The sequence below is a fragment of the Lentzea aerocolonigenes genome, from assembly GCF_000974445.1.
In the GTDB taxonomy this organism is placed as follows: domain Bacteria; phylum Actinomycetota; class Actinomycetes; order Mycobacteriales; family Pseudonocardiaceae; genus Lentzea; species Lentzea aerocolonigenes.
This window is the reverse complement of the sequence record NZ_BBOJ01000001.1, coordinates 359,901-380,643: the sequence shown is the minus strand read 5'-3', so window position 1 is coordinate 380,643 and position 20,743 is coordinate 359,901. Positions and strand designations below refer to the sequence as shown.

Annotated in this window: 18 protein-coding genes; 6 read left to right on the top strand and 12 right to left on the bottom strand. The window is 68.8% G+C overall.

Features of this window, described 5'->3' with window-relative positions:
* Positions 1–4: 4 nt before the first annotated feature.
* The 7 genes from trxB to AOM45_RS01840 form a co-directional block, all read right to left on the bottom strand.
* Positions 5–985, bottom strand: coding sequence for a thioredoxin-disulfide reductase (gene trxB / locus AOM45_RS01870; RefSeq protein ID WP_030465633.1), 981 nt, complete (start codon positions 983–985; stop codon positions 5–7).
* Between the two features lie 78 nt (positions 986–1,063).
* Positions 1,064–1,813, bottom strand: coding sequence for an RsmA family anti-sigma factor (locus AOM45_RS01865; protein WP_030465634.1), 750 nt, complete (start codon positions 1,811–1,813; stop codon positions 1,064–1,066).
* On the bottom strand, positions 1,810–2,427 hold the full coding sequence (sigM, locus tag AOM45_RS01860) for an RNA polymerase sigma factor SigM (RefSeq protein WP_030465635.1): 618 nt from the start codon (positions 2,425–2,427) through the stop codon (positions 1,810–1,812). The genes AOM45_RS01865 and sigM overlap by 4 nt, the downstream gene beginning before the upstream one ends.
* Positions 2,428–2,599: 172 nt before the next feature.
* Positions 2,600–4,117, bottom strand: a complete 1,518-nt coding sequence (locus tag AOM45_RS01855; RefSeq protein ID WP_030465636.1) for a protein kinase family protein — start codon at positions 4,115–4,117, stop codon at positions 2,600–2,602.
* 37 nt (positions 4,118–4,154) lie between these two features.
* A complete protein-coding gene (murJ, locus tag AOM45_RS01850) occupies positions 4,155–5,795 on the bottom strand; it encodes a murein biosynthesis integral membrane protein MurJ (protein ID WP_030465637.1) in 1,641 nt (546 codons plus the stop codon).
* The gene (locus AOM45_RS01845; RefSeq protein ID WP_030465638.1) at positions 5,792–8,086 is read right to left on the bottom strand and encodes a DUF6049 family protein; all 2,295 of its coding nucleotides are present in this window, start codon (positions 8,084–8,086) and stop codon (positions 5,792–5,794) included. The genes murJ and AOM45_RS01845 overlap by 4 nt, the downstream gene beginning before the upstream one ends.
* A 2-nt stretch (positions 8,087–8,088) precedes the next feature.
* Positions 8,089–8,604 (bottom strand): NUDIX hydrolase, encoded by a 516-nt coding sequence (locus AOM45_RS01840; RefSeq protein ID WP_030465639.1) that lies wholly within the window; start codon positions 8,602–8,604, stop codon positions 8,089–8,091.
* A 42-nt stretch (positions 8,605–8,646) separates the two neighbouring features.
* Between AOM45_RS01840 and AOM45_RS01835 the strand changes: the two genes are divergently transcribed.
* Together AOM45_RS01835 and AOM45_RS49080 are read left to right on the top strand one after the other, a co-directional pair.
* On the top strand, positions 8,647–10,083 hold the full coding sequence (locus tag AOM45_RS01835; RefSeq protein WP_030465640.1) for a CCA tRNA nucleotidyltransferase: 1,437 nt from the start codon (positions 8,647–8,649) through the stop codon (positions 10,081–10,083).
* A gap of 85 nt (positions 10,084–10,168) precedes the next feature.
* Positions 10,169–10,423 (top strand): LuxR C-terminal-related transcriptional regulator, encoded by a 255-nt coding sequence (locus AOM45_RS49080; protein ID WP_162185610.1) that lies wholly within the window; start codon positions 10,169–10,171, stop codon positions 10,421–10,423.
* Here AOM45_RS49080 and AOM45_RS01830 read toward each other — a convergent pair.
* Positions 10,352–11,692, bottom strand: coding sequence for an MFS transporter (locus AOM45_RS01830; RefSeq protein ID WP_081901855.1), 1,341 nt, complete (start codon positions 11,690–11,692; stop codon positions 10,352–10,354). The genes AOM45_RS49080 and AOM45_RS01830 overlap by 72 nt on opposite strands.
* A 237-nt stretch (positions 11,693–11,929) precedes the next feature.
* Here AOM45_RS01830 and AOM45_RS01825 point away from each other — a divergent pair, with 237 nt between their 5' ends.
* Positions 11,930–12,502 (top strand): YqgE/AlgH family protein, encoded by a 573-nt coding sequence (locus AOM45_RS01825; RefSeq protein ID WP_030465643.1) that lies wholly within the window; start codon positions 11,930–11,932, stop codon positions 12,500–12,502.
* Positions 12,503–12,520: 18 nt separating this feature from the next.
* Here AOM45_RS01825 and AOM45_RS01820 read toward each other — a convergent pair whose 3' ends face one another.
* Positions 12,521–12,925 (bottom strand): SdpI family protein, encoded by a 405-nt coding sequence (locus tag AOM45_RS01820; RefSeq protein WP_236703049.1) that lies wholly within the window; start codon positions 12,923–12,925, stop codon positions 12,521–12,523.
* 65 nt (positions 12,926–12,990) lie between these two features.
* Here AOM45_RS01820 and AOM45_RS01815 point away from each other — a divergent pair, with 65 nt between their 5' ends.
* Together AOM45_RS01815 and leuS are read left to right on the top strand one after the other, a co-directional pair.
* Positions 12,991–13,593, top strand: a complete 603-nt coding sequence (locus AOM45_RS01815; RefSeq protein ID WP_156093593.1) for an esterase-like activity of phytase family protein — start codon at positions 12,991–12,993, stop codon at positions 13,591–13,593.
* Positions 13,594–13,728: 135 nt separating this feature from the next.
* Positions 13,729–16,506, top strand: coding sequence for a leucine--tRNA ligase (leuS, locus tag AOM45_RS01810; protein WP_030465646.1), 2,778 nt, complete (start codon positions 13,729–13,731; stop codon positions 16,504–16,506).
* A 21-nt stretch (positions 16,507–16,527) separates the two neighbouring features.
* Here leuS and AOM45_RS01805 read toward each other — a convergent pair whose 3' ends face one another.
* Together AOM45_RS01805 and AOM45_RS01800 are read right to left on the bottom strand one after the other, a co-directional pair.
* Positions 16,528–16,677, bottom strand: a complete 150-nt coding sequence (locus AOM45_RS01805; RefSeq protein ID WP_201779874.1) for a hypothetical protein — start codon at positions 16,675–16,677, stop codon at positions 16,528–16,530.
* 53 nt (positions 16,678–16,730) lie between these two features.
* Positions 16,731–17,459 carry a TetR/AcrR family transcriptional regulator gene (locus tag AOM45_RS01800; protein ID WP_030465647.1) on the bottom strand — a complete coding sequence of 243 codons (729 nt, stop codon included), beginning with the start codon at positions 17,457–17,459 and terminating at the stop codon, positions 16,731–16,733.
* 157 nt (positions 17,460–17,616) lie between these two features.
* Here AOM45_RS01800 and AOM45_RS01795 point away from each other — a divergent pair, with 157 nt between their 5' ends.
* Positions 17,617–19,695 (top strand): MMPL family transporter, encoded by a 2,079-nt coding sequence (locus AOM45_RS01795; RefSeq protein ID WP_236703047.1) that lies wholly within the window; start codon positions 17,617–17,619, stop codon positions 19,693–19,695.
* Here AOM45_RS01795 and AOM45_RS01790 read toward each other — a convergent pair.
* Positions 19,626–20,705: a YncE family protein gene (locus AOM45_RS01790; protein WP_081901856.1), complete on the bottom strand. Its 1,080-nt coding sequence runs from the start codon at positions 20,703–20,705 to the stop codon at positions 19,626–19,628. The genes AOM45_RS01795 and AOM45_RS01790 overlap by 70 nt on opposite strands.
* Positions 20,706–20,743: the final 38 nt, after the last annotated feature.

Sequence of the window (20,743 nt, the reverse complement as noted above, 5' to 3'; positions counted from 1 at the left end):
AACTTCAGTTGCTCTTGCCGTAGCCGCCACCGACGGCCTCTGCCGCGATCTCGGCGTGCTCCTCGCCGTGCTCGGCGAGCCACCGTTCCGCGTCGATCGCGGCGCTGCACCCGGAGCCGGCGGCCGTGATGGCCTGGCGGTACTCGTGGTCGACGAGGTCGCCGGCGGCGAACACGCCGTCCAGGTTCGTGTACGAGGTCTTGCCCTTGGTCAGGACGTAGCCCTCCTCGTCGAGGTCGACCTGGCCCTTGACCAGCGCCGAGCGCGGGTCGTGGCCGATCGCCAGGAAGAAGCCGGTGACGGGCAGCTCGGACTCGGCGCCGGTCTGGGTGTCCTTGACCTTGATCGAGGACACGGTGCCGTCACCCAGCACGTCGGTGACCTGGGTGTTCAGCTGCCACTTGATCTTCTCGTTGGCGCGGGCGCGCTCGAGCATGACCTTGGAGGCGCGGAACTCCTCACGGCGGTGGATGACGGTGACCGACTTGGCGAAGCGCGTCAGGAACGTCGCCTCCTCCATGGCCGTGTCGCCGCCGCCGACGACCGCGATGTCGTGGTCGCGGAAGAAGAAGCCGTCACACGTGGCACAGGCCGAGACACCGCGGCCGAGCAGCTCCTGCTCACCGGGGATGTTCAGGTACCGAGCCGCCGCGCCCATCGCGAGGATGACCGCGCGGGCGGAGTACTCGACGCCGTTCGCGACGACCTTCTTGATCTCGCCGGTCAGCTCGACGGACTCGACGTCCTCGGCCCGCAGCTCGGCACCGAAGCGCTGCGCCTGCTCGCGCATCTGCTCCATGAGCTCGGGGCCCATGATGCCGTCGCGGAAGCCGGGGTAGTTCTCGACCTCGGTCGTCGTCATCAGGGCACCGCCGTACTGCGAGCCCTCGAAGACCAGGGGCTCGAGCTGCGCGCGGGCGGCGTAGACCGCCGCGGTGTAGCCCGCAGGCCCCGATCCGATGATGATCACGTTGCGCACGCTCACGGCCCCAGCAACTCCTCGATCTCGTCGTCTGACTGGCTCAACGGATCGTAGGTGCAGCTAATTCCGTGACTTGAGCGACTACCTCGGCTTGATGGTGTTGTCCGCCAGGACGCCCTCGGGCTTGTCCGGCCCGCAGGTGTCGGGATCCAGCACGACCAGGCGGAACTGCCCCACGGCCCCACCGGGGAGGATCGCCATCACGGCCTCCTTGCCCTTGAGGGTGATCGGGCTGATGCCGAGCGGCTTGGACGTGCTGGTGATGCCACCGCCCTTCAGACACCCCGCCAACCGGTCGGGCGTCTCCAGCGGGCCGTAGTTCTGAGCCTTGAGGACCTCGCCGAACACGGAGCCCAGGTCGTCGCCCTTCACGGCGAGCGGAGGGGCGGCGTTGCCGGGAGCGGAGGACGTCGTGGGTGTGGGCTGAGCGGCGTTGTCCGTGGACTTCTGCGTGCCCGGCGACACGGCCAGGACGACGCCGAACGCGGCGGCGGCCGCGACCAGCACGCCGGCGCCGCCCAGGCCGAGCCGGCGGTTGCGGCGCTTGCGGGCCTCGTCCAGCGACACGACGGGTGCGGCAGGGCGGGCCTCGGCGGCGAGAGCGGCGTCGATCCGTGCCGCCACGTGATCGGGCATCGGGATCGGCGGCAGCGCGTGCAGGTCCTCCAGCGTGGCGTCCAGCGCCTGCAGGATCTCCACGGCCTCGGGGTCGGCCTCGACCCTCGGACGCAGCTGTGCGGCGACCTCAGGGGGCAGCACGCCTGCGTGCAGATCCGCGATGAGGTCAACCGACCACGGCGGACCCATCGGCACGCGTTCCATGCCGGTCATCGGCCCTCCCACTGACGTTGCTCTTGCACATTCACACCGTCAGCTGGGACGTTCGCATCTGCGATTCGGTTCCTGAGGTGCCCGAGAACTTTGGCGAGCTTGGCGCGACCTCGCGCACACCGGCTCTTGACCGTGCCTTCCGCGATGCCCAGGAGCTGCGCCGTCTCCGCGACGGAATAGCCCTCGACGTCGACCAGCACGATGGGCGCCCGCTGCTCCTCCGGCAGCTCCATCAACGCCTGCTGCACGATCAGGCTGGTCTCCCGGTCACTCATCGCGTCACGGGGAGCGACGGGTTCGCCGGGACCGGCCTCGGGCAACGGCACTGTCGGCCTTGTTTGTCGTCGTCTCATCCGGTCGAGGCACGCGTTGACCACGATCCGGTGAAGCCAGGTGGTGACCTGTGACTCGGCGCGGAACGACGACGCCGCCCGGAAGGCCGAGATGAACGCCTCCTGGAGAGCGTCCGCGGCCTCCTCCGGGTCCCGCAGCGTCCGCAACGCCACCGCCCACATCCGGTCGCGGTGCCGTTTCACCAGCTCCGAGAACGCGTAGGGGTCACCTGCGGCGTGGGCCGAGATGAGGTCGGCGTCCGAGCTGGCTGCGGCGGTCACGGAACGCACTTTAGCGAGGGCGATCACAGATCAACCGGACAGGTCTACCCAGGGTGAGGCGGTAGTTCTACCGAGTCCGCAGCGCCGGAGTACGCGGGGAGCTTTCGTACTCTCCTGCGGTACGCGGGGGCCCCGCGTGTCGTCGGAGCGAACGGAAACTCCCCGCGTGCACTCACTGGGCTCGGGTGTACAGGACCTCGCGGATTTCCGACTGGTTCTTGCCGCCACCCGAGTTCGTCAGCTGCGTGATCCAGATCAGCACGTGACCGGTCGGCTCGTGGTCGTTGAGCTGGATCTGCGTCTGCCCGTCCGACAGGTCCGCGACCCCGATGACCTTGGTCTCCTCCAGCGGCGCGTCCTGCGACGACGCCACCCGGATCTCGACGTGCGTGCCCTTGCTGGGCGAGGTGATCGTGACGGACGCGAGCTTCACCGGCTCCGCGAACGACGCCATCAGCCCGATGCCCGGCTTCATGGCCGGGAACTGCTGGAAGTAGTTGTCCGTGCGCCAGAACGTGCTCGCGTTGTTGTCGACCGCCCTGCTCGCCTGGTTCGCGTTGTCGGGCTGGTTCGTGACGTCGTAGACGCCGATCTGACCCGGCTGCACCGGTCCGGCGGCCACCGGCGGAGGCGCGGTCTGGCCGTTCGACCCCGGCTGGTTGATCACCACGGTCGGGCCGCCGCCCTTGCTCGGTTCATCGCTGAAGAACCCGACGATCTGCACGCTCAGCCACACGATCACGGTGAGCGTGGCGACGGCGAGCACCGCGACGCTGATCCACAGCTTCTTCTTCTGCTGCTTGTCCTGCCTCGGGCGCTGTGTCGTCCACACGACCTGGTCGTCGTCATCGCGTGACGACGACACGGCCGGGATGAGCGAGGTCTCGGCCTCCTCGGCCGCGATCTGGTCGAGGACCTGCAGGATCGCCGCGGACGTCCGGATGCCGCCGACCGACGTGTCCTCCAGCGAACGCACGGCGACCGACGACAGCTCGTGCGGCAGGTACGGGTGCAACGCGTTCGGTGCGACCACGGACCCGTCCGGGCCAGTCGGGGCGACCGGGACTCCCTGCGGGCCACCCGGCAGCGCCCACCGGCCGGTGAGCAGCAGGTACAGGATCGCGCCGAGGCCCTTGACGTCGTCGCGCGCGATCGCGTCCGGCCGAGGACCGGGGAACGCGAGGCGCAGGCGGCCGTCCGAGGTGACCCTGATGCGTTGCGGGTGGTCGGCGCCGAGCACGAGACCGGCGTGGTGTGCGCCCTCGATGGCGGCGCCCAGCGGTTCGAGCAGGCGGGTCGCGACGCCCGCCGGCAGCGGGCCCTCCGCGATGAGGTCCATCAGGTCGGTGCCCTGGGTCCACTCGGCGACGACCATGCCGAGGATGCCCTCGTCCGGGCGGATGCCGGTGCCGGGCGTGAGGACGTCGATGACCCTCGACACGCCGGGGTGCGTGAACGACGACGCGTGCATCGCGCGTTCGACCGTCCGACGGGCTCTGGCGGCGCCTTCGTTGTCTGCCAGGTCGCCCAGCAGCACGGTGAGCGCCACGTCGCGGTTGAGCTGACCGTCCCTCGCGCGCCACAACTCGGCGTTGGACCTGGCGTCGGCGCCAGATTTCGCGAGCAGCCGGTACCGGCCGTTGCCGATGACGCCGCCGGGGACCAGGGCGGCGTGAACTCCGCTACTCACGGAGACGAGGGTACGGGACGACGCTCACAGGCCGGAGTCACCGCCGCCGCACCAAACGGTTGATCTTGTCGATCGCCGGCTTCATCTCGGGTACCCGGAACGCCGCCAAAAGGCCGAACGAGAGCGGCAAACCGATCAAAGTCACCAGAACGACCTCGGCCCAGGCGGCTACAACCGGGTTCCCGAAACCGATCAAGTTCTGGACCAGCGCGTTCGCTCCCTTGGCCACCGCGAACGCCAGCGCGGACGCGACCACGGTGAGGCACACGGTCCAGATGGTGAAGCCCGTGCGCAGCCGTCCGAGGCGGATCCGCAGCCACACCTGACCGACGACCGCGCCGAAGACGAAGCTGAGCGACATCGCGAGCGACACGCCGACGGCGAGCTGCTCGGGCTCGGACACCGCGAGGAAGAAGTAGAGGAGCCCGATCCGCACCGCCACCATCAGCGCCTGGATGTACGTCGGCGTGCGGGCGTCCTTCATCGCGTAGAAGACGCGCAGCTGCAGCAGCGTGATCGCGTAGGGGACCAGGCCGAACGCGGAGAGCGCGAGGGCGAGACCGATGCCCGTGCCGCCCGTCACCCCGGACTTGCCGAACCCGAACGCCGCGACACCGATGGCGACACCGGACACCGTCATCAGCACGCTGAACGGCATCAGCAGCACCGACGACATCCGGTTGCCGAACAGCAGGTCGCGCACGATCTGGTCGTTGTCGTTGTTCGCGGCCGAGCGGCTCATCTTCGGCATCAGCGCCGTGAGCAGCGAGACGCCGAGCACGCCGTACGGCACCTGGGCGATCAGCCACTGGTAGTTGAACGCCACCAGCGCCGTCTCGGAGTGGGTCGCCACGTTCGTCAGCACGGTCATGCTGCCGAAGCCGAGGCCGACGTACAGCAGCACCCAGAACGCCAGGCCGCCGAACTCCGACAGCCGGGAGTCCCAGCCGAACCGCCACTTGAACCGGAAGCCGGTCCGCATGAGCGCCGGGATCAGCACGAGCGCCTGGATCGCCACGCCGAGCGCGGTGCCGATGCCGAGCACCAGCAGCTTCGGCTCGGTCATGTGCACCGGGTTGAGGGTGATCTCGCCCGGCATGAGCCAGTAGACGACCAGCACGAGGATCATGACGACGTTGTTCAGCACCGGCGCCCAGGTGGGTAGGCCGAACACGTGCCGTGCGTTGAGCACCGCGCTGAGCAGCGCCGTCAGGCCGTAGAAGACGATGCCGGGCAGCACCAGGTACGCGAACGCGGTCACCAGCGCGGGGTTGGCCTTCGGCGAGTCCGCGATGAAGAGGTCGGTCAGCAGCGGCGCACAGGCCACCGCGGCGATCGTGCCGATGCCGAGGATCAGCGTGCCCATGCTGATCAGCCACTGGGCGTACGACTCACCGCCGTCGCCGTCCTCCTTCTCGGCGCGGACCAGCAGCGGGATCGCCACGCTGGTCAGCACGCCGCCGAGGAGGAGCTCGTTGATCATCGTCGGCAGCGTGGTCGCCGCCTGGTACGACGTGTTGAGCTGCTCCGCACCGAGCGCGGCGATCAGCAGCACTTTCGACAGCAGGCCGGTGGCACGGCTGACGATCGTCGCGATCGCCATCGAGCCGCTGGCCTTCGCGACTGACGGTGCCTGCTTCTGCTGCTCTGGCTCGGTGGTCGTGGCTGTCTCGCTCACGCGCTCGACTTCTCCGGTGTCACGTTCTCGATGGTCGGTGCGTCGCCGCCCTCGCCGTTGCGGGCGCGGACCCGCTTGTAGATGCGCCGTCCCGAAAGCAGGACGAGCGCGATCCCGGCGATCACGGTGATGATCACCGTGATGGTGCCGTAGGCGGAAGACGACACCTCCAGCTTGACAGCGTCACCGAGAGCGACGCCCTCGGGAGTGGTCAGCCGGACGTTCACGGGGAAGCGGCCCGAGCGCAGCACCTCGACCGGCACCCGCACGACGCGTTCGCCGCGGGCGGGAAGCACCTGGTCAGCGAGGTCGAGCTTGCGGATGCCCGGCGTGTCGGCCAGCTCGATCCGCACGGTCACCCGGACGTCGAGCTTGTTCGTGATCGTGACCGGGATCGGGCTGTCGCCGGAGCCGAGCAAGATCGGGCTGTTCGGCTGCGTCACGCCGATCATGCCGGTGAGCTGGTTCAGCTCGCCCTGACTGATCTCGGCCGCGGACCGGGCGCCCTGCTCGTTCGACCGCCACGCGCCGGATATCGCGCGCAGCAGGCCGAGCCACAGCGGGTCGGCCAGGTCAGACGGCGAGGCGTGCTCGCTGTCCTCCTGCTGCATGGCCGCGACCAGACCGTTGAGCTCCACGCTCTGGGTGGTCACGGAGTCGGCGATGACCGGCGAGATCTCCCGCGCACCGGCCTCCGGCGGGTAGGTGATCTTGGCGTTGGTCACCGTCGGCGTGGCGGAGGTCAGCTCCTCGAGCCCGGTCTGCGCCGCGTAGCCGCCGGCCAGCAGCTTCTGGGCCGCGGTCAGGAACTCGGTCATCTCCGGCAGCGGCGCGTTCCACCGGCGCGGCGGCGCGACCACCACGTTGCGGCCGTCGCCCTGCCACCCGGCGCGGAACACCAGCACGGCCAGTGCGTTCTGCACGGACACCGGCTGGTTCTCGAACGGCGCGGTCACACCCGACAACGTCCGCGGGCGGGAGTCACTGCCCTGCAGCGCGTCGGAGACCATCGAGTCGATCTTCACGGCGGTCACCGGGTGCTCCCCGGCGATGCCGACAGGTGCGGTGCCCGGCGCGTCGGCGAGGCCGGTCGGATCGAGCAGCACCGACTTCACGCCGGTGTACTTCTTGTCCGGCAGCGGCGTGACCAGCTCGTTGAACGTCGGCTGGTCCAGCACGCCGTCCTCCGGCCACACCAGGTCGGGCAGCGGCCGCACGGACAGCACGTCCTGGATGAGCTTCGGGCCGTCGGTCACCGCGAGCGCGCGCATGTTGGCGAGCTTCGCCCTGTTCAACGCCACGAGGTCGGCGTCGGCGTACGGCAGCGCGACGACACAACGACCCTTGACGGCGAAGTTGAGCCGGTCCAGCCAGAGCTTGGCCTCGACCTGGCCCTTGCCCTCGCCACCGCCGCGGACCTCGTAGCCCTTGCTCATGGCCTGGACGGTGCGCAGCAGGTCGGGGTCGATCGCCAGGCACATGGCCGTGCTCATCGACGGAATCGCCTGCTCGTAGGCCTGGAGCAGGCCGTACAGCCTGCCGTTGACCGAGAGCGACGTGGCGAGCTCGTCGTCGGTCAGCTCCGACTTGCCGTCCTCGACGAACCTGACGAGCCTCGGCCGGTCCGAGATCGGCCACAGCACGGTGAGCTTCGCCGGCGCGCCCGCCTTGCCCTTGGTCTCGCCGCCGGGCACGCCGAGCACGGGCAGCAGCGTCGACAGCGCCGCGAGCCGCGCCTGGCCGCCGTAGTCCGGCTTGCCGTTGACGTTGGCGAGGATCGGGTAGATGCCCGGCTTCTCGACCGCGAGAGAGGTCATCTGGTCGCCGCGCAGCGGGACCTCGAGGGTGAAGTCGGTCTGCTGGCCGGGCTCGAGCGCGTCGGAGACCTTGGTGAACCTGGGCTGCACCGCCTCGGCGGCCGCGGGCTCCTTGAGCGCCTTGCGCAGGTCGTCCTCGGTGTCGAGCGGCTCGCCGCGCTCCAGTCGCAGCACGATGTCGGACACCTTGCGGTCGCCGATGTTGACGATCTTGCCGGTGATCTTGACGGTGGCCGGGGAGTCCGTCGTCACGAACCGGGGGGTGAGCTGGGCGATGTCGAGCCGCAGGAACGTCTGCTGCTGCTGGCCCGGCTGGGCCGCGAGCGTTCTGGTCGCCCACACCTGGGTGGCCGGCGCCGGCATGAACGGCAGCGCGTCGACCTGGTCCGGCTGATCCTGCTCAACTGCGAGTGCGGGTGCCGCGGCGGTCAGCATGAACGCGGCGACAGCGGCTGTGCAGACGAGCTTCCTCATGGTCACGCCGACTCCGCCCCGTTCCGGCAGCGGTCGGCGAGCAGTTCGGCTGCTCGGCGGACCAGACGGCGCTCATCGGCATACGCGAGTCGCTCGTCCAGCTCGCCGAGTGGCACCCACGCCACCTCGGTGACCTCCACGTCTTCGTCGGAAAGCTCTCCCCCCAGCGCTTCGAGGAGGAAGTGGTGAACCGTCTTGTGCACCCGGCGGTCGTCAGCGACGAACCAGTAGTCGATCGACCCCAACGGGCGCAGCACCCTGCTATGAATACCGGTCTCCTCGGCGACCTCGCGCACCGCGGTCTGTTCCGCGGTCTCGCCGGCCTCGATGTGACCCTTGGGCAAAGACCACAGCAACCGGCCTCGCCGGTCAAGTCTTCCGATCACCGCCGCCCGTTGCTCACCGTCGAGCACCAGGCCACCCGCCGACGTCTCGTCGACGGTCTTGAGCCTCCGGCCCCGGCGCCTCTTCCTGCGCCCCGGCTTGGGAGCTGGGGAACGTGCGGCTGACGGGGGCATACGGCCGATCGTACTTACGAACCTTAAGTACGCTGGTTTCTCGTGTCTCGATCGCTCCAGCAGAATGCGGTGGTGGAACAGCCCACCATCACACCAGTCGTAGCTGAGCTCGCCGCTCGGTTCACCGCCGAGGGCAAGCGCCTCTACCTCGTAGGTGGCAGTGTGCGCGACGCCGTGCTGGGCCGCCCGACGAACGACTTCGACTTCACCACGGACGCCCGGCCCGCCGAGATCCAGCAGCTGCTGAGCGGCTGGGCCGACGCGCAGTGGGACACCGGCATCGCGTTCGGCACGGTCGGTGCGTCCAAGAAGGGCGAGATCATCGAGATCACGACCTTCCGCGCGGACGTCTACGACGGCGTCACCCGCAACCCCGAGGTGACGTTCGGCGACACCATCGACGGCGACCTCGTCCGCCGCGACTTCACGGTCAACGCGATGGCGTTCGACGTCGCGGCCCGCGAGTTCGTGGACCCGACCGGAGGCCTTCAGGCCGCCCGTGACGGCGTGCTGGACACGCCGGCGACCCCGCAGGAGTCGTTCGGCGACGACCCGTTGCGCATGCTGCGCGCCGCGCGGTTCGTCTCCCAGCTCGGCTTCACCGCGGCGCCGCGGGTGGTCGAGGCGATGCGGTCGATGGCAGGCGAACTCACCCGCATCACGCCGGAGCGCGTGCAGGTCGAGCTCTCGAAGCTCCTGTGCGGCGCGCACCCGCGCCGCGGCATCGAGCTCATGGTCGAGACCGGCCTGGCAGACATCGTGTTGCCAGAGCTCACGGCCATGAAGCTGGAAATCGACGAACACCATCAGCACAAGGACGTCTTCGACCACTCGCTGGTTGTGCTCGAGCAGGCAATTGATCTTGAAGATGTTGATCATTCACCCGATCTGGTGCTGCGGATCGCGGCCCTCCTGCACGACATCGGCAAACCGGCGACCAGGAAGTTCGAGCCCGGCGGCGGCGTCTCGTTCCACCACCACGAGGTCGTGGGCGCGAAGATGGTCCGCAAGCGCTTGCGGGCGTTGCGGTACTCGAAGGAGATCACCGAGGACGTCGCCAAGCTCGTCTACCTCCACCTGCGCTTCCACGGCTACGGCAACGGCGAGTGGACCGACTCGGCCGTGCGGCGGTACGTGACCGACGCGGGTGACCTGCTGACGCGGTTGCACAAGCTCGTCCGTGCTGACTGCACGACCAGGAACAAGCGCAAGGCGAACCTGCTGCGCCGGACGTACGACTCTCTTGAGGAGCGCATCGCGCGCATCGCGGCCGAAGAGGACCTCGCGCGCGTACGGCCGGACCTCGACGGCAACGAGATCATGAAGTTGCTCGGCCTTCCGCCTGGTCCTCAGGTCGGTGCCGCGTGGAAGTTCCTCAAGGAGCTCAGGCTCGACAAGGGGCCGCTGGACCGCGACGAGGCCGAGGCCGCGTTGCTCGGCTGGGCGCGCGAGCAGGGCATCACACCACCCGCTCCGTGACTCATCGTGAGCGAATGGAATCCCCGCGTTAGCGAAGCGTCAGCGCGGGGAGGCACCATGGGTACTGCTCATGGGGGTGATGCAGATGTTCACTTGGGGACTTTCCGCTGGTCCTGCCACAAACGACCTGGGCGTGCTGACCGACGACCAACGGGCCGTGCTGAGGTGTCTCGCGCGAGGTCACGCCGACCACGAGATCGCGCGCGTGCTCGGCTTCGCGCAGCAACGGGTGGCCGACGAGGTGGAGGAGATCCTGCGGCGCCTGGATCTAACCGATCGGGTGGCCGCTGTCGTCTTCGCGCACGAGGCCGGAATGCTGCACCTGCCGTTTCCGCGCTAGGAGCAGCAGGTAGGCGCCCACGCCGATCAGGTAGAGGACGGCGGCGGTGATGATGAGGCCGGGCGAGCGCCCGTGCAGGGGGACCACCGTCGCGGTGATGGTCACCGCGGTGACCTGCGTGACGTTGAAGAGGGTGTCGTAGAGCGCGAAGACGCGTCCGCGCACCTCGTCGCCGACGTCGTGCTGCACCGCGGTGTCCACGCAGAGCTTGACGACCTGACCGGCGAAGATGACCACGAAACCGGCCATCAGGATGGTCGGCAGCGTCATGGGCAACCCGAGCCCGACCTGCGCGACGGCGGTGAGGATCAACGCGCCGCAGATCGTGCGGGAGGTGCCGAACCTGTCGACGATGCGGTCGGTCAGGACACCCGCGAGCAGAATGCCCGCGCCGCCCGCGACGGCGACCTCACCGAGCCCGCCGATGCCGGCCTTGAGGATGCCGACGTCCTCCAGGCTGTAGCGCATCAGCAGCAGCGTGATCATCAGGCTGATGGCGAACCCGGCGCGGTGCGCGAGCAGTGCCGCGAGCCCGGCCGTGACGCTCGGCGTGTGCAGGGTGGCCTTGCCGCCGTCCAGCAGACCGCGCGCGACGGCCTTGAACGCGTTGTGCGGCTCGTCGACCTCGTCCGGCCCGAGCACGCCCGCCCTGAACCGGCTGGCGATGAACGCCCCGAGCAACAGCCCGACCACGGCGATGCTCGTGGTCCACCCCGACCCGCCGTCCCCGGCGCCGAGGATCGTGCGGAACCCGATCGCGCAGGCGGCACCGACGACGGCCATGATCGCCCCGGCCGTCGTGGCCAGCGCGTTCGCCTCGACCAGGTGGTTCTCGGGAACGACGTGCGGCAGCGACGCGCTGAGCCCGGACCCGACGAACCGCCCGATGCCCATGACGATCAGCGCGGAGACGTACAGCGGCAGCCCGCTCAGCCCCGACCCGACCGCCGCGGCCGTGAGCAGGACGAACGTGGCGCGCGCGACGTTCGCGACGACGATGACCTTCTTGCGGTCCCACCGGTCGAGCAGCGCGCCCGTGAACGGTCCGACGAGCGAGTACGGCAGCAGGAGCACCGCGAACCCGGCCGCGATGGCCAGCGGATCGGCCTGTCGTTCGGGGTTGAAGAGCACAGCGCCGGCGAGCCCGGCCTGGAAGAGTCCGTCGCCCCACTGCGAGGCGAGGCGGGTCGCGAGGAGTCTGCGGTACTCGGGGATGCCGAGGAACCGGCGTGATCCCCAGTGGTGCTTCTCCACCGCAACCGTTGTCACCGTTGCACTCTATGCGTGCTGCCGTGAAAACCACGAAAGCCGGACCTCACGGTCCGGCTCCCCTGGATCGGATGCCAGGTCGCCTCACGGCGCGGTGCACTACGCGGCTCCAGCCGTACGGTATTCCGCGAAGGCGGTTGTCTGTTGAGCCCGGGGGACACAAAGACATCCGACAGTTAAGTCTAACGGGGCGCGGCCCTGAGTTGTTCCGACGATCACGGATGATTTCATGGTGACGTGCGTCCCGATGCCGAGGTCGAGCCAGGCTCCCTGTTGGTTGCCGCCCCGAGCCTGAACGACCCGAACTTCACGCGCACCGTCGTCTACATCATCGACCAACGCCCCGAGGGAACCCTCGGCGTCGTCCTGAACCGCCCCTCCGAGGTGGCGGTCCTCGACGTGCTGCCGCCGTGGGGCTCGCACGTGACGAAGCCGCAGTGCATCTACATCGGCGGTCCGGTCGAACAGAAGACGGCGCTGTGCCTGGCGGCCCTGAAGGCGGGCACCGACCCGTCCAAGGTGGAGGGCCTGGTCGGAGTGCAGGGCCCGGTCGCGTTGATCGACCTGGACGCCGAGCCGGACGACCTGATGCCGCTGGTCCGCGGCCTGCGGGTGTTCGCGGGCTACGCGGGGTGGGGCGAGGGCCAGCTCGCGAACGAGATCGACCGCGGCGACTGGATCGTCGTGACAGGACTGGCCGACGACGTGCTGGTCGGCGCGAACGTCGACCTGTGGGGCCGGGTGCTGCGCCGGCAGGGCATGCCGCTGGCGCTGCTGTCGACCTACCCCAAGGACGTTCGAGAGAACTGATTCACGTGAAACGTCGGGCTACAGCCCGGCGAGCGGGGAGCAGCCGCCACCACCGCAGGCGCAGCCACCGCAGCCCTTGGGCTTGACCGGCTCCGGCACCAGCGCCGCCGCCCGGCTTCCCGCGATCCCGCCCGCGAAGGCGATGCCGAGCGCGCCGACCAGTCCGATGATCCCAGCGGTGACGGCCAGGTCGGCCATCACGAACGACATCGCGCCGGACACGATCGCCACGGCACCGGCCGCGACGTTCGGCACCCCGGCGACGCGGTTGGCCAGGGCGAACGTCTCCTCGTCGCGCAGAGCCGCCGCCGTGCGCACGCCGACGAAGCGGTTGCGCCGCAGCTTGCCCTGCAGACCCAGCAGACCGACCGCGCCGAGAGCGACGCCGAGCAGACCCAGGACGACCGACAGCACGATGTTCACCCCATGAGGGTAAGCCGGATCCTCAGTTCACCTGCCAGTCACCCCGGCCAGGTGTGCTGAGCGCCATGCTCAGACGACTCCTGCTCGTCCCCGTGCTGCTCGGTCTGTGTGCGACTCCCGCACAGGCGCACAACCCCGAAGTTCGCTTCCTCGCCGAACACGTCGTGCCGAAGGGCCTGGTCGTGGGCGGTACCACCGTCGGCGGCATCTCGGGCCTCGACTACGACCGCCGCTCGAGGAAGTGGATCCTGATCAGCGACGACCGCGCGGCGGCCCGGTTCTACGAGGGCAAGCTCTCACGCGAGGGCATCGAGTTCACCGATGTCCACTCTCTCGTGGGACCCAACGGCCCGTACCCGCCCGGCACCGTCGATCCGGAAGACATCCGTGTCGACAAGTGGACAGGTGACCTGCTGTGGAGCCAGGAGGGCGAGCGCACGTCCACCACGCTCATCGACCCGTCGGTGCAGTTCAGCCGGCCGGACGGCTCGTTCGAGCGCGGCCTGCCCACACCTGACGACCTCGAGATGAAGCCGGGTCGACAACCTGGAGGGCATGGCCTGGGGCCCCGACGGCACGTTGTGGCTGGTCTCGGACGACAACTTCAACGCGACCCAGGTCACCCAGTTCATCGCGCTTGCGGTGCGCTGATACCGTTGACGACATGAGCACGGCCCGCCTGCTCCTTAGTTAGCCGCGACGACCTGATCGGAAGACGGTCGGCGCGGCAGCCCTCCATGCCCATCTGGGCTGGGGGGTTTCGTCATGTCAGGGGCAGGATCGATGGAGAGGGACTCATCACCATGAGCACGGACGCGGCGGAGATTCCCGCCTACCGCTACACCGCCGAGCTGGCGAACGTCATCGAGCGGCGGTGGCAGCAGTACTGGGAAGAGCACGGCACCTACCACGCGCCGAACCCGGTCGGCGCGCTCGAGGGTGACGTGCCCGCGGACAAGCTGTTCGTGCAGGACATGTTCCCGTACCCGAGCGGTGCCGGCCTGCACGTCGGCCACCCGCTGGGCTTCATCGGCACGGACGTCTTCGCGCGGTACCACCGCATGAACGGCCGCAACGTGCTGCACACGATGGGCTTCGACGCGTTCGGCCTGCCCGCCGAGCAGTACGCGGTGCAGACCGGTCAGCACCCGCGCAAGACCACCGAAGACAACATCAACACGTACCTGCGCCAGATCCGCAGGCTGGGGCTGGGCCACGACGAGCGTCGCCGCATCTCGACGATCGACCCCGAGTACTACAAGTGGACCCAGTGGATCTTCTTGCAGATCTTCAACTCCTGGTACGACGCCGATGCGGGCAAGGCTCGTCCGATCGCCGAGTTGATCTCGCAGTTCGAGTCTGGCGAGCGGGACGTTCCGGACGGTCGCAAGTGGTCTGAGCTGTCTTTTGCCGACCAGCAAAGGATCTTGGGCGATTTCCGGCTGGCCTACTTGTCGGAGGCGCCCGTCAACTGGTGTCCCGGACTGGGTACTGTGCTGGCGAACGAAGAGGTCACCGCAGACGGTCGCAGTGAGCGTGGCAACTTCCCGGTGTTCAGGAAGAACCTGCGCCAGTGGATGATGCGCATCACCGCGTACTCGGATCGGCTGATCGACGACCTGGACCGGCTGGACTGGCCGGACAAGGTCAAGGCCATGCAGCGCAACTGGATCGGGCGCTCGCATGGTGCCCGTGTCCGATTCGCGGTGGGAGACGAGAACATTGAGGTCTTCACGACCCGTCCGGACACGTTGTTCGGCGCGACCTACATGGTCCTGGCACCGGAACACGAGCTGGTGGACCAGATTGCGACGCCCGATCGCGTGGCAGACATCGCCGCGTACCGGCGCGCGGCGTCCCTGAAGTCCGAACTGGACCGTCAGGAGAACAAGGAGAAGACCGGCGTCTTCATCGGGGCGTACGCCACGAACCCGGTGAACGGTCAGCAGATCCCCGTCTACATCGCCGACTACGTGCTGATGGGCTACGGCACCGGCGCGATCATGGCCGTCCCCGGCCAGGACCAGCGCGACTGGGACTTCGCGAAGAAGTTCGACCTGCCGATCATCCGCACGGTCCAGCCGTCGGAGGGCTTCGAGGGCGAGGCGTTCACCGGCGAGGGTCCCGCGATCAACTCCGGGTTCTTGGACGGAATGCAGATCGACGAGGCCAAGAAGACGATCATCGGGTGGCTGGAGGAGAACGGCCACGGCCACGGCACCGTCCAGTTCAAGCTGCGTGACTGGCTGTTCAGCCGCCAGCGCTACTGGGGCGAGCCCTTCCCGGTCGTCTACGACGAGAACGGCACCGCCATCGCGCTGCCGGAGTCGATGCTGCCGATCGAGCTGCCGGACGTCGACGACTACTCCCCCCGCACGTTCGACCCGGAGGACGCGAACACCGAACCGTCGCCGCCGCTGTCGCGCGCGACGGAGTGGACGACGATCGAGCTGGACCTGGGCGACGGGGTCAAGACCTACCGCCGTGACACGAACACCATGCCGAACTGGGCGGGTTCGTGCTGGTACCAGCTGCGCTACGTCGACCCGGTCGAGACCGAGCGGTTCGTCAACCCGGAGAACGAGAAGTACTGGCTGGGCCCGCGCACGGCCGAGCACGGCCCGACCGACCCCGGCGGCGTCGACCTGTACATCGGCGGCGTCGAGCACGCGGTGCTGCACCTGCTGTACTCGCGCTTCTGGCAGAAGGTCCTGTTCGACCTGGGCCACCTGACCGGCGACGAGCCGTACCGCCGCCTGTTCAACCAGGGCTACATCCAGGCGTACGCCTACGTCGACCCGCGCGGTGTGTACGTGCCGGCGGACGAGGTCGTCGAGGAAGACGGCAGGTACTTCTACAACGGCGAAGAAGTCCGCCGTGAGTACGGGAAGATGGGCAAGAGCCTGAAGAACGTCGTCACGCCGGACGAGATGTGCGAACGGTACGGCGCCGACACCTTCCGGTTCTACGAGATGTCCATGGGCCCGATGGACGTGTCACGGCCGTGGGCGACCAAGGACGTCGTTGGCGCGCAACGGTTCCTGCAGCGTCTGTGGCGCAACCTGGTCGACGAGACCGACGGCTCGCTGCGCGTCACGGACGAGGAGCCTTCGGTCGAGGCGCTGCGGTTGCTGCACAAGACCATCGCCGGCGTCCACGACGACTACGCGAACCTGCGCTACAACACGGCGGGCGCGAAGCTGATCGAGCTGAACAACTACGTCACCAAGCACTACGCGTCCGGCACCCCCCGCGCGCTGGCCGAGCCCCTGGTGCTGATGCTGGCCCCGCAGGCCCCGCACGTGGCCGAGGAGCTGTGGTCCCGGCTGGGCCGCACCGACTCGCTGGCGCACGGCCCGTTCCCGGCCGCCGACGAGCAGTACCTGGTCGAGGACACCGTTGAGTACCCGATCCAGGTCAACGGCAAAGTCCGCTCGCGCGTCGTGGTCTCCGCCTCTGCCTCGCAGGACGAGATCAAGGCCGCGGCGCTGGCCGAGGAGAAGATCGCCGAGCTGGTCGCCGGTGGCGAGCCGCGCAAGGTGATCGTGGTGCCGGGCCGCCTGGTGAACGTGGTCCTGTAGTTGCTCGCAGGGCCGGCGTGGCTACGGCTGCGCCGGCTCTTCCGCCGGCCACGACTCGGGCGCCGGGCCGAACACGCGCCGCGCGGCTCGGACGGCCAGCGTGGCGACGGTGGCGTTGGCGGCGCCCCCGATCAGGGCACCGATGCCGAACGGGACAGCCCGGCCGAGCACGATGATCCCCTGCCTTGTCCATCACCTGCGCGGCGACGAGCCCAGTACAGCGCTCAGCCCCCGCTCGAGTCCGGCGTCTCCTGGAACCCGATGTCCGTCAGCATCTGGTCCAGCATGCTGTCGAACATCGGCTCCGGGTTGCTCACCGCGAACGGGAACCTCCCGAACACCTCCAGCGCCACGTGCCCGTACAGCCGCACCCACGACTGCACCACGTGGTAGATCTTCCCCAGGTTGAGCACGTCGTTCTCGATCGTCACGCCGTGCACCGACACCGCGTCCATCAGCACCTGCTGGAACCTCACCAGGTCCTCGTGCAGCACCTCGGGGACCTCGTCGTCCGCGTGGTTGGCGACCAGGTTCGAGGCGATCAGCCTTCCGGCCAGTGACAGGAACACCGAGCCGAACTGGTCTGCTCCCAGTGGGTCTCGGGGTGAGGCGAAGACCAGCGCGAACTCCTGCGGGTGGGCCAGCGCCCAGCGGCGGAAGCTGCGGCACACGGCGCGCACCTGGCAGCCGACCTGGCCTGACGTGTCCGCGGCGAGGGAGGCGTACAGCTCGGTTGCCATGTCGGCGCAGATGTCGTCGCAGAGCTGGCGCAGCAGGGCTTCGTGCGAGTCGTAGTAGCGGTACAACGCCGGTGCGGTGATGCCCAGTTCGCGTGCGATCGCACGCAGGGTCACTGCGTCGCGGCCGCGTTCCACCAAAAGGGCGCGGGCCGCCTGCCGAATCTCACGCTCGGTCTCAGCGCGAAGCCGTTCTCGGCGAGTGGCCTCGGTCATATGTCACTCCATCGGGTTGTAGACCTCGTCCACCGCCCCGTACGGTTTCAGTGAACGGTGTTTACAAGAGTTCACGGGATTCACAGCACGGTAACCCAGGAGGCCGTCGTCGATGTTCGCGAAGTGGGGATCAATCGCATATCGCCGCCGGTGGGTGGTGTTGATCGCGACCGTACTGCTCGCCGTGCTCGGCGGTGTGTGGGGCTTGGGCGTGTTCGACAAGCTCAGCCAGGGTGGTTACGAGGCTCCTTCCAGCGAGGCGGCGCGGGCCGACAAGGTAGCCGAGGAGGCGTTCGGGCGGCAGAACGGTGACGTGATCGTCATTTATCGCGGCGATTTCGCGAACCCGCTCGAGCTCAAGAAGATCGCCGATCACATCAGCGGATTCCCCAAGGACGACGTGCTCAAGGCCGTCGGGCCGGTGCCGTCGGACGACAAGCAGCAGGCGCTCGTCGCCATCACGCTGAGCAGCGGTGACTCGAACGAGCAGATCAAGCAGTTCGAGGAGATCCAGAAGCAGCTCGCCGTCGACGGCTTCACCCAGCAGGTCGGTGGGCTCGTGCCCACCCAGAAGGCCATCAACGACATGTCGCAGGAAGACCTGACGCGGGCCGAGATGTTCTCGCTGCCGCTGGTCCTGCTGCTGCTCGTGATCATCTTCGGTGGACTCGTCGCCGCCAGCCTGCCCGTGGTGGTCGGCGGGCTCGCGATCATGGGCGCGCTGGGTGTGCTGCACGGCATCGCGATCTTCACCGAGGTCAACTCGTTCGCGGTCAACGTCGCGTCGCTGCTGGGTCTGGGCATGGCGATCGACTACGGCCTGTTCATGGTCGGCCGGTTCCGCGAGGAGCTCGCCCAGGGACGCACCACCGAACAGGCGGTGGGCCGGACCGTCGCGTCCGCCGGTCGCACGGTGGTGTTCAGCGCGACGTTGCTGGTCATCGCGCTGGCCGGGTTGTTGCTCTTCCCGCACGGCTTCCTGAAGTCCCTCGCGTACGGCGGCATGTCATCCGTCGCGATCGCGGCGCTGGTGTCGCTCACGCTGCTGCCCGCGTTGCTCGGCGTGCTCGGGCACCGGGTCGACAAGCTCGCGATGCCGTGGCGGAAGAAGGAGCCGAGCGAGCGCGGCTGGCGCGCCTTGAGCGGCAAGGTCATGAAGCGGCCGCTGCTGTTCGCCATCCCCCTGATCGCGGTGCTCGCGGCTCTCGGCGCGCCGTTCCTGAACGTGCAGTTCGGCCAGGTCACCGAGAAGGTGTTGCCCGAGGGCAACGCCGTGCGCGTGGCCACCGAGAACATCAACCAGAACTTCTCCGCGCTCTCCAACACCGGCCTCAAGATCGTCGTCAAGGGCGGCGACCAGGCAGCGGTCCAGGAGTACCTGGGCAAGGTCAAGGACGTCGCGGGCGTCGGCGACGTCCAGCCGACGGGCTCCGGCAAGGGCGTCACGTCCGCGTCCGCGGGGCTGGAGCACGACGCGTTGAGCGCGGAGTCGAAGCAGGCGCTCAAGGACGTCCGGGCACTCACGCCTCCGCCGAACTCCGAAGTCCTCGTCGGCGGCAACACGGCCATCGTCACGGACTCGCTCGACGCCATCGCGGACAAGCTGCCGCTGATGATCGCGCTGCTGGTCGGCGCGACGCTGATCCTGATGTTCCTGGCGTTCGGCTCGGTCGTGCTGCCGATCAAGGCCGTGATCATGAGCGCGCTGTCGCTGTCCGCGACGTTCGGCGTGCTGGTGTGGATCTTCCAGGAGGGCCACGGAGCCGACCTGCTCGGCGTCACGCCGGGGCCGCTCGAGTCCGGCATCGTCGTGCTGATGGCGGCCATCGTGTTCGGCCTGTCGACGGACTACGAGGTCTTCCTCCTCAGCAGGATGGTCGAGGCCCGCGGTCAGGGCGCGACCACCGAGGAGGCCGTCACGACCGGTCTGGCGAAGACCGGCCGGGTGATCACCTCGGCCGCGCTGCTGCTGATCCTGGTGACCGGTGCGTTCGCGTTCTCGCAGGTCGCGATGATGCGGTTCGTCGGTGTCGGCATGATCCTCGCGCTGGCGCTCGACGCCACCGTCGTCCGGATGCTGCTCGTGCCGGCCGTGCTCAAGCTGCTGGGCAACGCCGCGTGGTGGTCACCCGGTCCGCTCAAGCGGATCCAGGAGCGGCTCGCGCTTCACGACGAGCCGGTCGACGACTGGGACGACTTCGACGACGAGCTGCGCAAGCCGGTCGCGGTCGGCTGACCGGGCGGGAAGGCGATCACGGCCGCGTCGAACTGGCGCGGCCTCGCGTCTTCCAGCTCGCCCGAACGCATCCGGTACGTGGCGAGCACGGTGTTCGAACTGTCCAGCACGGTCGTCGTCGTCCCGGTGGCGAGGAAAACCCTCGGGTCGCCCGGCGCGATGGCGACGCTCGGCGTGTTGAACGGCAAACGTTCGCGCACGGTCATGGTCGCCGTGTCGACGACGGCGACCGAGCTCTCCTTCGGCAGCGTCAGGTAGACCGTCGAGCCGTCCGGCGTCACGGCGATGCTGCCCGCTCCCCTGCCGACGGCCAGCGTGCCGACGACCTGGTTCGTGGTCGTGTCGATCACCGACAGGGTGCCTGGCGTCTTCTCGCCGAGGCTCATGCCGCTCACGTAGAGGCGTTTGCCGTCCGGCGAGATCGCGAGGTGCTGCGGCAGACCGCCGACCTGCACCGTCGAGGTCTGGAACGCCGTCGCCGTGTCGATGATGCCGACCGTGCCGTCCTGGGCGTTGGCGACGTAGAGCACCTGGTTGTTCGGGTGGACGGCGAGGCCCTGCGGCTGGCCGGGCACCTTGACCGCGGCGACGACCCGGAAGTGCTCCGGGTCGATCACCGCGATGCTGCCGCTCGCCGAGACGTAGAGGCGCCGGCCGTCCGGGCGCATCGCCGCCTGCGAGAGCTGGACCTGCGTGAACAGCCTGTCGACGACGGCACCGGTGTCCGGGTCGACCTCGGTCACCGCACCCGTCCAGCCGTTGACCACGTAGACCCGCCGCCCGTCCGGCGACACGGCGAGGCCCGTCGCGCGGCCCGCCGTGTCGGCGTGCGCGAGGACCGTGCCGGTTCTGGTGTCGACGACCTGGACGAGCCCGCTCTTGCCCACCACGTACGCGCGCGGAGCCGCCGCTGCCGAGGTGGTCGTGAAGTCGTGCCGTTGTCCGACACCCATCGCCGCGATGGCCGCTGAGAGCGCTAGAACCGCGGCCACGAGGCGTGGCTTTGCCATACGCCCGATGGGACCACTTCCGGGTGCTTTCGATCTAC